Genomic DNA, 12,138 nt, shown 5'->3' on the forward strand with positions numbered 1-12,138 from the left:
ACGGCCCCGTCCCGCGGGGTTGCGCCCCAAAATCCGTCATGCTGCGTTGCTCGTCGTTCATTTAGACACGCCAAACCTCTCTCCTCGCGCCTTGCCTGACGTATTTTGGGGCAGCAACGCTGCGCCAGGCGCAGTGTGAACAGGCCCTAGTAATCACCGGCGGCGTCCACCGCCTGTGCCTGGTGCGATCCCTGTACGCGGTGAATGTCGGTCTCGATCCGGCCGTCGTCATGCAGACGCAGCCAGCGCAGTCCCGGCGGCTGCGCGTCGAGCCCGAACGCGGACGTTCCGGGCGCGAACTGCACGCAGGTCGACGGCGCGCCGAGCATGCGAATCCCTTCGATCCGGGTATCGAAGGCCTGGTGGATGTGTCCGAACACCACGGCGCGCACCCGCCCGTGGGCATGCAGGCGTTCGAGCAGGTCTTCGGGGTTCGCCAGCCGCATGCGGTCCATCCAGACGCTGCCGACTGAAACGGGCGGATGATGCATGCACACCAGAATATTCGATTCGGCGGCGCCCGCCAGCGCGGCGTCCAGTGCGGCGAGTTCGCCGTCGGTCAGCGCGCCGCCATCCTCGTCGGGGATGGTTGAATCGAGGAACACGATGCGCCAGGCGCCGATGTCCAGATGGCGTACGCGGTGCAGGACGGCGTGGTCGCACTGCGCGAACGCGAGCTGGTCGTCGTGATTGCCGGCGATGCAGTAGATATCGCGCTCGAGCGTCGCGAATCGCCGGGCGAGCCGCTCGTAGGCGGCCGCGCCGTCGTCGTGTACGAGATCGCCGGTCGCCAGCACGAGCGCGGCGTCGGGGTGGTGAGTGCGGGCGAGCGCCAGCACCTCGTCCAGCGATGCGGCGGTATCCATGCCCAGCAGCCGCCGCGCCGGGTCCGAATGAATGTGGGTGTCAGTGATTTGCAGCACCTCGATGGCCCCTCCCGCGGGGCCCGGGCGCAGCGCGCGGACGTTGCGCCGTGGTGCGTTCATCGTTTTTCCCGGCCCCGAAACTTCCGCCGCTCGCGCGCGGTTTTCCAGCACGTATTTGCGCTGCGCGGTTTCATTTTTCACACAATTGCCGCATATTCACACCCCCTTATAACGCAAATCAAGCGCGCCGACCGCCAACCCGATCCATGACCCTTAGCCAGCTTCGCTACATCGTCGCAGTGGCGCGCGAACGTCATTTCGGGCGCGCCGCCGAGTCGTGCTTCGTCAGTCAGCCGACGCTGAGCGTCGCGGTAAAAAAGCTCGAAGAAGAGCTGGGCGTCCTGCTGTTCGAGCGTGGCCACTCCGAGGTCGGCCTCACACCGCTGGGCGAGAAGATCGTTGCACAGGCGCAACGCGTGCTCGAGGACGCTGCCGCGATCAAGCAGGTCGTGCACCAGGGTGCCAACCAGCTGCGCGGACCGTTTCGGCTCGGCGCGATCTACACCGTCGGCCCGTACCTGATCCCGCCGCTGATTCCCCTGCTCGCCGAGCGCGCACCGGAGATGCCGCTGGTGATCGAGGAGGACTACACGGCGAACCTGCGCCAGCGGCTGAAGCAGGGCGATCTGGACGCGATCATCATCTCGCTGCCGTTCGAGGAGGCCGGCGTGGTCACCGAGCCGCTCTACAGCGAGCCGTTTGTGGTGGTGCTGCCCGCCGCGCATCCGCTGATCCGTCGCGACGCGGTGAAGGTCGCGCAGCTCAAGGGCGAAAATGTCCTGCTGCTGGGCGCCGGACACTGTTTCCGCGACCAGGTCGTGGAGGTTTGCCCGGAGTGCGTGCAGCGCGCCAACACCATCGATGGCCTGCGCCAGATCGAGGGCGGCTCGCTGGAGACCATCCGCTACATGGTCGCCAGCGGCATGGGCATCACGATCCTGCCGTGCTCGGCGGCCGGAGTGGACCGCTATTCCCAGCGGCTGCTGGCGATCCGCCGTTTTGCGGATGCCAAGCCGGCGCGCCGGGTCGCGCTGGCCTGGCGCAAGACCTTCCCGCGGCCCGAAGCCGTGGAACTGATCGCCAACGCGATCCGCGACAGCGGCATGACCTGCGTCGAGCCGCTGGCCCACGAGGAATAGCCTGACGCTATTCCCGCGATAGCAAAACTCCAATTGATCGGCCGGCGGGAATAGTCCTAGGATGAACGACTCGGCGCCGCCCGGCCTTGCGTCCGCGGCCCCGGACCGAACAGCAGGGAAACTCGGAACCGTTCGGAGTTTCCCGCGGCACACGGCGGTGCCGCCATTTTCAACGGCCGCAAGTCGTTGAAAATGAAAGAACACGAAAAATCGCACTTTTTCGTTTTCGTCGCCCTGGCAATCCCGGACGGATGGATCAGGGCTTCCCCAAGACTCAGGAGACGACCCATGCAGCTCAAAGGCTCACAGACCGAAGGCAACCTGAAAGACGCGTTTGCCGGTGAATCCCAGGCGAACCGCCGTTATCTGTATTTCGCATCCAAGGCCGACGTCGAAGGCTTCAACGACGTCGCGTCGGTGTTCCGCTCCACCGCCGAGGGCGAGACGGGCCACGCGCACGGCCATCTTGAATACCTCGAGACCTGTGGCGATCCGGCCACCGGCATGACCTTCGGCCCGACCGCCGACAACCTGAAGACCGCGATCGCGGGCGAAACCCACGAGTACACCGACATGTACCCGGGCATGGCAAAGACCGCGCGTACCGAAGGTTTCGACGAGATCGCCGACTGGTTCGAGACGCTGGCCAAGGCCGAGCGTTCGCACGCGAACCGCTTCCAGAAGGCCCTGGACTCGCTCGACGCCTAAGGGCACGCGCCTGGTCCAGCCAACAGCAGGGGCCGTTTTGGCCCCTGTTTCATTTTCAGCCGACGAGATAACGCCGATGGCCACCGTTCGCGAAGGTTCCCTGGAAGCCCCGACCCGCCACCCGCTGGACTGGAAGAGCGCGGATTTCTGGGACGAGGACAAGCTCAATCACGAACTCGAGCGGGTCTTCGACATCTGCCACGGCTGCCGGCGCTGTGTGAGCCTGTGTCACTCGTTTCCGACGCTGTTCGATCTCGTCGACGAGTCCTCGACGATGGAGGTCGACGGCGTCGACAAGGCCGATTACGCGAAGGTCGTCGAGCACTGCTATCTCTGCGACCTGTGCTACATGACGAAATGCCCGTACGTGCCGCCGCACGAATGGGCGGTGGATTTTCCGCACCTGATGCTGCGCGCGAAGGCCGTGCAGTTCAAAAAGCAGCGCCCGCCGCTGAAAAACCGAATCCTCGCGAGCACCGACGCGGTCGGCAAACTCGCTGGCATCCCGATCATCGTGAACGCCGTCAACGCGACCACGCATTCGGGCGCCGGGCGCAAGCTCATGGCATCGGTGCTGGGCGTGCATCCCAAGGCGCGCGTCCCGGACTATCACAGCAAGACCCTGCGCAAGCGCGAATCCGCGCGCCGTGCCGATGTCACGGGCGGCGAGGCGGTTGGGCCGACCACCGGCCGCGTTGCACTGTTTGCAACCTGTTACGGCAACTACAACGAGCCCGAACTGGCGCAGGACCTGATCCGCGTGTTCGAGCACAACCGCATCGCGGTGCGAATCGCCGAGCGCGAACAGTGCTGCGGCATGCCCAAGCTCGAGCTCGGCGATCTCGACGCGGTGGCCGCGGCCAAGGACGCCAACATTCCGGCGCTCGCGGCCCTGGTCGATGCCGGCTACGACATCGTCGCGCCGGTGCCCTCCTGCGTGCTGATGTTCAAGCAGGAACTGCCGCTGATGTTCCCGGACGACGCCGAGGTGCAGAAGGTCCGCAACGCGATCTACGACCCGTTCGAATACCTGATGCTGCGCCACAAACACGGCGGACTGAACACCGGGTTCAAAGAGTCGCTCGGCAGGGTGTCCTATCACGTCGCCTGTCACCAGCGCGTGCAGAACATCGGCATGAAGACCCGTGATGTGCTGCAACTGGTGCCGGATACCGAAGTCCTGCCGATCGAGCGCTGCTCCGGCCACGACGGCACCTATGCCGTGAAACAGGCCTATCACGAGATCTCGCTGAAGATCTGCCGGCCGATCGCCAAGCAGATCCAGAATGCACAGCCAACCCACTACACCAGCGACTGCCCGATGGCCGGCCACCAGATCGCGACGGTACTCGGTGATGGCAGCGCACCGGTGCATCCAATGAGCCTGCTGCGCAGGGCCTACGGAATCTGAGGTGAGCGAAATGAAAAAACTCAGCCGCCAGGACCTCATGAACCTCGAGACCTATGCTGAACGCCGTCCGGCGTTTCGTGCCGAGGTCATGGAACACAAGAAGCATCGCCGTCTGCCGATCGGCCCCGAGGTCACGCTGTATTTCGAGGATCGTCTGACCATCCAGTACCAGGTGCAGGAGATGCTGCGCGCCGAGCGCATCTTCGAGGCCGCCGGAATCACCGAGGAACTCGAGGCCTACAATCCGCTGATCCCCGATGGCTCGAACTGGAAGGCCACCTTCATGGTGGAGATTCCGGACGTGGACGAACGTCGTCGGCGACTGACGCAGATGATCGGTATCGAGGACCGCGTATGGATGCAGGTCGCTGGATTCGATCGCGTCTACGCAATCTCCGATGAAGACCTCGAACGCGAGGACGACACCAAGACCTCGTCCGTGCACTTCTGCCGCTTTGAACTGGACGGTGCGATGGCGGCCGCCGCAAAGGCCGGTGCCGCCATCTCGGCGGGTGTGGATCACGACGGTTATCGTCACGAGGTCGCCCCATTGCCCGAGCCCGTCCGCGCCGCCCTGGTGGTGGACCTCGACTAGGGAAGCTCTGATCAATCCGTCCCGGATCGCCAGAGCAGCGAAAACGAAAAAGCGCGGTTTTTCGTTTTCTTACATTTTCAATGGCTTGGGCACATTGAAAATGGTGGCACGTCCCGGTGCCACGGGAAACTCTGACAATTCAGAGTTTCCCCAGCGAAACACGGCTGCCGTCTCCCTTTCGCGGACTGCGCATTGCGCAGCCGTGCGGTCCGATGGCCCGGGCGTTAGCGCGGCGAGTCTCGCCGGCGCTGGCTGCGGGTCGGACACGTGCCCGCTTTTGGGCAGGGCGCCCGTCGGCTAGTCGGCGATATAGCTGCAGCAGTAGTCAACGACGCCTGGCACGCGCAGTTGAAAGCGCGCATTGGCCGGCACCTCAAAACTGTCACCGGCGCTGAAACGCTGCCAGTCCGCGCCCGGCAGACGCACGTCCATTTCGCCGGCGAGCAGTTCCATGACTTCCTTCTCGTCCGTTCCGAACTCGTAGTCGCCAGGCAGCATCACGCCCAGCGTCTTGCGTGTGCCATCGGCAAACAGCACCGTTCGACTCGTGACCTTGCCGTCGAAGTACACATTGGCTTCACGCACCACGGAGACATTGTCGAACTGGGACATGCGCTGGATCCTCTGGAAAAACCGGCCTCGCGTGCCTTTGCCACCGTGGACTCGGCGCTTGCGCCGTGCCACGGACAAGCGGCGAATCCTAGCAGGCGCCGGATCACAAGACACGTCCTCTCATGTGCCGCCTGCCCGCGGACAGCCGTCTATTCGGCACGGCGCCACGGGCCCGATGTGATCGGGCCGGCATTCCAGTCGGAGCCCGCCCGGCACGCTGATGCACTGTGCGCACCCTGCGTGGGCTGACCTGCGCAAGGGCACGGCGTACTATTCGCCGCCTGTCCACGGGGGTGAACGGATGAACACTTCGGAACCGACGATTCTGACCCAGCTGCGGCGAAACGCCGTGGCGCTGATCAGCCTGTTCGTCGCGCTGACGAGCCTCGGCTACAACACCTGGCGCAACGAGCAGACCGAGGCCAACCGCAACCAGCGCCAGGCGGCCTTCGAGGTCCTGCTCAAACTCGGAGAACTACAGCAGCTCGTGTTTCACAGCCACTACGACCGCGATGTCGAACGCGGCAATCCACGCGCCGGCTGGGCCCATGTGCTGACCATCATGGATCTCGCAGAGGTGCTCGGCGGCGCGTTGTCGCAAAGGATCCACGCGCTGAGCGCGGTGTGGGAGGCGAACTGGGAGGCCCTGGAATCCAGCGAGCAGGGCACCGCGGCCGTGCTCGATGCCATTCAGCAGGCCAGAACCGGCACCGTCGGGCTGCTGAAGTCACTTCAGTAGGGCTTTCCGACGCAGCGCAGTACGTGCGGCGGTCGAGCCCGCCCGTTGTTGCCCCTCCGTTGGGCAGGCGCGTGGATCAGGCTTCGGCCAGCACCCCGTCCAGTGCCTTGTAGGCGTTGTTCAGCCAGACGCGCACACGTTGGCGTTCCAGTAGGCCAAGGGTCGGACCAATATTTTCGTCCCTGTTGTTCGCCGCGGCCCACAGGCTCGCGCCGATCCGGTCGATCTTGCGCATGGCCGCCGGATGCAGGCCGGGCAGGTCGATGGTTCTCGCGCCTAGGGATTCGGCTCGCACTTTTGCCTCCGACTCGTCGAAGAACGCGAAGTCGCCACCCCGGCCCTGGTTTCGAACCAGCACGTAACGCGGCCCGGCGCCATAGGTTTCCAGCGTCTTGTCGAGCAGCCGGACGGAGTCGGTGCCATCGTCCAGCACATGCCAGAGGGTCAGGGCAAGGCCGATCTCCTTGCTGAGTTCCACCAGGCCGGATTCCGTGATCCAGCGATCCAGTGTCAACGAGGCCTGGGCCGGAAGGTCGACAATGACGTGTCGGCCGGATTCGGCGGCTTGCTCCAGAATGCGATCGGTGCTTTCAAAGTCGCGAATGTCCACCGGTTCGGCAAAGTCGGCGTAATAGCGCATCAACGCGCCGTGCGACAGGTCGCCGTCAAAGGCCTTGAACGGAAGATTTCGATCGATGTAGTACTGCGCCAGAATCCTGGACAGCACCGATTTTCCAACTCCGCCTTTCTCGCCGCCAACCAAATGGATGCTGACCATCTCTCGAAAACTCCGATTCAACAATCGGCCATTATAACGAGCGACGATAAATTTGGCCGTTCAAAGCGGGCACTCCAGCCGCACTAGTACAGTGCGAGGCTTCGCCATATCAACCGACGCAATCAAAGGCCTGCTTGAACTCAGAAATCAAGTGCAACACGGATGAGCCCGTCGACTCGATCTTCATCTCGAGCCGCTTCGACGTTATCGGATGCTGCGCTTGGGGGCGCGCACCGCGCACCGTCATGTGTTTCCATGCGCCGCAAATGGTGCGCATTGCGCACCCTACGTGTGCCGGGGCTTGTGGTTTGTGTAGGGTGCGCACCGCGCACCGCGGGTTTTAACCAGCCGCGGTCTCGGCAAACAATCGCTTCAGGAATACAGCACGATTGGCGGTGTCCAGCGCCGCGCCGCGCAGGGCGGAAAGCGCAGGGCTGTCGGTTGCAAAGAACTGGTCGAAAGCATCCATGGACAGGGCCATGCCGAGGTTCGGCGCGCTGCGGCTGCGTTCGAAGCGTGCGAGTGCGGCAGGGTGTGATGCCGGTCGTTTGTGCTCGGCGGCTTGCTTGAGTTCATGGCTCAGGCTCGCGACATCGGCCAGCCCGAGGTTCGCGCCCTGGCCGGCGAGCGGATGGATGCGATGTGCGCTGTCGCCGACGAGCACGATGTTGCCTTCGAGCTGTCGGGTCGCCTGTATGCGTGCGAGCGGAAAGGCTCGCCGCGTTCCGACGTGTTCGATGCCATCCAGTGGCGGGCCGATCGCGGTCGACAGTCGCGTGATGAACGCGGCGTCATCGAGTGCCAGTAACGCGTCTGGTTCGCGGGTGGACCAGACGATCGAAAACGCCTGATCCGCCAGCGGCAGAAACGCCAGCGGGCCGCTGGGCAGGAAGCGCTGCCATGCGGTGTCCGTATGGTCGCCTGCGACTTCCACGCGACAGACAATCGCGCTGGCGTGGTAGTCATGGCGAGTCACGTCGATGCCTGCGCGTTCACGCACGGCCGACTGTGCGCCGTCCGCGCCGACGACGAGATCCGCCGTCAGCCGTGTGCCGTCATCGAGTCGCACACGCAGTGGCCGTTCATGGGCGGCCAGGTGCGCGATGCGCCGCTGCCAGTACGGCCGGACCTCTGTGCATTCGGCGACGACAGCATGCAGCGCGGCGACGAGATGGGTTTCCTCGACGATCCAGCCGAGCTGCGCACGGCCGAACGCCTGCGCATCGAACGCGATGTGTGCATCATTCTCGCTGTCCCACACGCGCATGTGCGCATAGGGCTGAACGCGTTCATGGTTCAGTGCCGGCCATGCTCGACACGCCTGAAGCAGTTCGTGGGCGCCGGCCGACAGCGCGAGCACGCGGCCGTCGATCTTCCCGCTGGGCGCAATCGCGGGCGTGCCCGGATCGATCAGTGCGATGCGGTAGCCACTGCCATCCAGCGCCGCCGCCAGTGCCGCACCGGCGGTGCCGGCGCCGACGACGGCGATGTCGAAATGTTCAGCCATCGAGCCGCTGACCCAGCGCCAGTCGCGGTACGTGCCCGGCCAGGCCCATCCCGGCACGCGCGATGCGGCGCTTGACTGGCAGCAGCCGGTCGAGACCCGCGAGCGCCATGCCGCGCAGCAGACCCAGACCCGGTGCATGCAGGTCGAATGCACGGACGAGCGTGTCGGTCACGCGGTCGGTCGTGCGCTGATCGCTGCGACGCAGGCGGCTGTAGTGTTCGAGTTCCGAGCTGGTGCCGAAATCGCGGCCGTCGCGTTTCGCCGCCACGATGCACTCGGCGAGCAGCGCGGCATCGCGCAGACCGAGGTTCAGGCCCTGCGCCGCGACCGGATGCATGGTGTGCGCGGCGTTGCCGATCACGGCCAGTCGCGTGGCGAAGTCGCGTTTCGCGATCAGCCTGCGCAGCGGATAACTCATGCGTTTGCCGATGGAAGCAAAGCGAAAGCGTCCACCGAACGCCGCCGCCGCACGATTCGCAAACGCGGCGTCATCGAGTTCGAGCGCGGCTTCGGTTGTTTCGGTTGCGGCGGCCCACACGAGCTTTGCGCGACCGCCGGCCAGCGGCAGCAGCGCAAACGTGCCCTCCGGCGTGAAGCGTTCCCATGCGGTTGCGCCGATCGCGGGTTGCGGCTCGACACTGACGACGATCGCGGTCTGTCCGTAGTCGTGACGTTCCACCGGCAGGGCGAAGCGCTCGCGCAGGAATGAATCCGATCCATCGGCGGCGACGGCGAGCCGTGCGTCCCGTTCGCGCGTGTCGTCGAGCGTCAGCGTGATGCGATCGGTATGACTCTGCGCGTCGGTGACTCGTGCCGGCGCAAGGGTCTGGATGGCGTCGCCGGCATTGCTGATTGCACCGATGAGCGCCTGACCGAGCGCGTCGGCCGAGACCACATGGCCGAGCGCATCGGTGCCGACCTCGCGCGCATGGATACGCGTGCTGCCGAACTGGCCCTGCTCGGAGACATGCACGGATTCGATCGGCGCGGCGCTGCGTTGCAGTGCCGGCCAGACCCCGAGCGTATCGAGGATGCGTGTGCTGGCCGCGGACAGCGCCAGCGCGCGGGCGTCATAACTCGGGCGCGCCGCGGTGCTCGGCGCGGTCGCGTCGATCAGGGCGACGGAAACGCCGGCACTGGCGAGCGCGAGCGCGAGGGTCGAGCCGACTGGGCCGCCGCCCGCGATAGCGACCTCGACATCGGGCGTGGTCGCGCTCACGCGGCCATCGCGGCCTCGACGGCGTCGGCCGCCTTCGGTACCGCGTCGGTCAGCACTTCGCTGCCGGTCTTGGTGACGACGACATCGTCCTCGATCCGCACGCCGATGCCCCACCATTTTTTTGCAATGCCGCTGGCGCCGGGCGGGATGTACAGCCCCGGTTCCACGGTCATGACCATGCCCGGTTCGAGCATGCGCCAGGCGTCGCCGACCATGTAGTCGCCGACGTCGTGCACGTCCATGCCCAGCCAGTGACCGGTGCGGTGCATGTAGAAGCGCTTGTAGGTCTGCTTTTTCAGGGCCTGCGCCGGGGTTTCCTTGAGGATGCGCAGTTTCGAGAGCCCGCGCGCGAGCACCTTGACGGCCGCATCGTGCGGCTCGTTCCAGCCGACACCGGGTTTGATCGCGTCGATCGCGGCGTACTGCGCGTCGAGCACGAGGTCATAGATCGCGCGCTGTGCCGGCGTGAACCGGCCATTGACGGGAAACGTGCGCGTGATGTCCGAGGCGTAGCAGTCGACTTCCGCGCCGGCGTCGATCAGCAGCAGATCACCGTCGGCGAGCGGGGCGCGGTTCTCCGTGTAATGCAGCACGCAGGCGTTTTCGCCGGCCGCGACGATTGCGGGGTAGGCGTGCGCGCGCGCGCCACGACGGATGAACTCGTGCGTGAGTTCCGCCTCGATCTGGTATTCGGTCATGCCCGGTTCGCAGACCTGCATGGCGCGCAGGTGGCCGGCCGCGGCGATGTCGGCGGCCTTGCGCATCAGCGCGATCTCGGCGCGGCTCTTGTACAGGCGCAGGTCGTGCAGGAAATGGTCGAGCGAGACAAATTCGATCGGCGCGTGCACGCCAGCCCGTGCGCGTTCGCGCAGCCGACGCACCCAGTCCATCAGGCGCTGGTCGAATGTGCCGTACTGGCCCATCGTGTAATAGACGCGGGTGACCTTTTCGAGCATGCCGGGCAGGATGTCGTCGAGGTCGTCGATCGGGAAGGAATCGTCCGCGCCGAATTCCTCGATTGCGCCTTCCTGGCCGGCCATCCGCCCGGTCCACAGCTCCGTGGTGGGGTTGCGCTCGCGGCAGAACAGCACGAACTCGCCGTGCGGCCGGCCCGGTGCGAGCACCGCGACCGATTCCGGTTCCGGAAAGCCGGTGAGGTAGAAGAAGTCGCTGTCCGGCCGGTACGGATACTCGACGTCGCGGTTGCGCACGGCCACGGGGCTGGCCGGCAGGATGGCGATCGAGTCCGGGCCCATGATGCGCATGAGCTGCTTGCGGCGGCGTTTGAATTCGGTGGCTTTCATGCGCCGAAGTATACGGCGGCGGCCCGTGCCGCCGCTCGGGATACAGACCCCATGGTGCGCATTGCGCACCCTACGTGTGCCGGGGCTGGTGGTTTGTGTAGGGTGCGCACCGCGCACCGTCGTGTTTTCCGGGCGCCGTGATTGGTGCGCATTGCGCACCCTAGGTGAGCCGGGGATCGAGTTCGTTGCAGGTGCGCACCGCGCACCGTTGGGCCGGTTGACGCCCCCATGGTGCGTGATACGCACCCTACTCGCCGACCTGGGGCGCTGCACGCGGATCGGCGCTTCCGCCCCAATCCGCCGGATACCTGCCATCCGCGACGTAGCGGTGGAAGCTCGACCACGGCCAATCCGCAACCCTGCGCACATGACCGTGCTTGACCGGATTGAAATGCAGATAATCCACGTGACGACGCAGATCCTCGTCGTCGCGAATCCGGTGTTCCCAGAACCTTCGCTGCCAGATGCCGCGTTCGTTGCGCGATCGTCGCGAGGGGCTTACCGCATCATGCGGCCCAATCGCACCGCGTACATCACGCGAGAAGGCGGCCTTGATCATTCCCCAGCGTTTCGAATACTCCGCGTCGCCGTCGGGCAATTGCCAGATGCAGTGAAGGTGATCCGGCAAAAGTACCCACGCGTCAATAACAAACGGCAGCGTTTCGCGCGTACGTGCAATGGCCGTGCGCAGCGCGGCGCGTGATTCGGGGCGTGTGAGAATCGGCCGGCGTTGGAACGCCACGACCGTGAAAAACCATTTCGCACCGGGCGTGCGTGATCGCCGGTAATTCGGCATCGGGTCCCTCCGTTGATGAATCCATGATCGAAACCACCCGGCGTAGGGTGCGCACCGCGCACCGATTCGAACGTTTGGGCGTGGTGACCGGTGCGGGCGCCGAGGGGGTACGCCACCTTCCCCGTAGACACCGAAGCATTTGCTCCTGCGTAACCGGACATGCGAATTTCCCGGTTGTCACGACGCCCGCGCGCGACAGTGTATTCGTAGGGTGCGCACCGCGCACCGTCATGTGTTTCCATGCGCCGAAAATGGTGCGCATTGCGCACCCTACGTGTGCCGGGGTTTGTGGTTTGGGTAGGGTGCGCACCGCGCACCGATTCGAACGTTTGGGCGTGGTGAATGGTGCGGGCGCCGAGGGGGTACGCCACCTTCCCCGTAGGCAAGGCCGACCGGACAAGGTC

12 protein-coding genes are annotated in these 12,138 nt (G+C 65.2%); 5 read left to right on the forward strand and 7 right to left on the reverse strand.

The window, feature by feature from the left end; translation table 11 throughout:
* Window positions 1-146: 146 nt before the first annotated feature.
* Window positions 147-986, reverse strand: coding sequence for a phosphodiesterase (locus KDG50_13285; protein ID MCB1866385.1), 840 nt, complete (start codon window positions 984-986; stop codon window positions 147-149).
* A gap of 146 nt (window positions 987-1,132) precedes the next feature.
* Between KDG50_13285 and KDG50_13290 the strand changes: the two genes are divergently transcribed.
* The 4 genes from KDG50_13290 (at window position 1,133) to KDG50_13305 (ending at window position 4,779) form a co-directional block, all read left to right on the forward strand.
* Window positions 1,133-2,065 carry a LysR family transcriptional regulator gene (locus KDG50_13290; GenBank protein ID MCB1866386.1) on the forward strand — a complete coding sequence of 311 codons (933 nt, stop codon included), beginning with the start codon at window positions 1,133-1,135 and terminating at the stop codon, window positions 2,063-2,065.
* Between the two features lie 288 nt (window positions 2,066-2,353).
* Window positions 2,354-2,773: a rubrerythrin family protein gene (locus KDG50_13295; GenBank protein ID MCB1866387.1), complete on the forward strand. Its 420-nt coding sequence runs from the start codon at window positions 2,354-2,356 to the stop codon at window positions 2,771-2,773.
* A 76-nt stretch (window positions 2,774-2,849) separates the two neighbouring features.
* On the forward strand, window positions 2,850-4,184 hold the full coding sequence (locus tag KDG50_13300; protein ID MCB1866388.1) for a Fe-S oxidoreductase: 1,335 nt from the start codon (window positions 2,850-2,852) through the stop codon (window positions 4,182-4,184).
* A 10-nt stretch (window positions 4,185-4,194) separates the two neighbouring features.
* On the forward strand, window positions 4,195-4,779 hold the full coding sequence (locus KDG50_13305) for a DUF3501 family protein (GenBank protein MCB1866389.1): 585 nt from the start codon (window positions 4,195-4,197) through the stop codon (window positions 4,777-4,779).
* 297 nt (window positions 4,780-5,076) lie between these two features.
* On the opposite strand, the gene KDG50_13310 is transcribed toward KDG50_13305, so the two are convergent.
* Complete coding sequence (locus KDG50_13310; GenBank protein MCB1866390.1) at window positions 5,077-5,391, reverse strand: pyrimidine/purine nucleoside phosphorylase; 315 nt, start codon at window positions 5,389-5,391, stop codon at window positions 5,077-5,079.
* Between the two features lie 301 nt (window positions 5,392-5,692).
* Between KDG50_13310 and KDG50_13315 the strand changes: the two genes are divergently transcribed.
* Entirely contained in the window at window positions 5,693-6,130 is a 438-nt protein-coding gene (locus tag KDG50_13315; protein MCB1866391.1) for a hypothetical protein, read from the forward strand.
* A 76-nt stretch (window positions 6,131-6,206) separates the two neighbouring features.
* On the opposite strand, the gene KDG50_13320 is transcribed toward KDG50_13315, so the two are convergent.
* The 5 genes from KDG50_13320 to KDG50_13340 all read right to left on the reverse strand — a co-directional run bounded on the left by KDG50_13320 (window position 6,207) and on the right by KDG50_13340 (window position 11,734).
* On the reverse strand, window positions 6,207-6,908 hold the full coding sequence (locus KDG50_13320; GenBank protein ID MCB1866392.1) for a mobilization protein: 702 nt from the start codon (window positions 6,906-6,908) through the stop codon (window positions 6,207-6,209).
* 340 nt (window positions 6,909-7,248) lie between these two features.
* Entirely contained in the window at window positions 7,249-8,415 is a 1,167-nt protein-coding gene (locus KDG50_13325) for an FAD-dependent monooxygenase (protein ID MCB1866393.1), read from the reverse strand.
* A complete protein-coding gene (gene ubiH, locus KDG50_13330) occupies window positions 8,408-9,634 on the reverse strand; it encodes a 2-octaprenyl-6-methoxyphenyl hydroxylase (GenBank protein ID MCB1866394.1) in 1,227 nt (408 codons plus the stop codon). Before ubiH ends, KDG50_13325 begins: the two co-directional genes overlap by 8 nt.
* Complete coding sequence (gene pepP / locus KDG50_13335; protein MCB1866395.1) at window positions 9,631-10,938, reverse strand: Xaa-Pro aminopeptidase; 1,308 nt, start codon at window positions 10,936-10,938, stop codon at window positions 9,631-9,633. Before pepP ends, ubiH begins: the two co-directional genes overlap by 4 nt.
* 247 nt (window positions 10,939-11,185) lie before the next feature.
* Entirely contained in the window at window positions 11,186-11,734 is a 549-nt protein-coding gene (locus KDG50_13340) for a transposase (GenBank protein ID MCB1866396.1), read from the reverse strand.
* Window positions 11,735-12,138: the final 404 nt, after the last annotated feature.

It is taken from the genome of Chromatiales bacterium (assembly GCA_020445605.1).
Lineage (GTDB): Bacteria > Pseudomonadota > Gammaproteobacteria > JAGRGH01 > JAGRGH01 > JAGRGH01.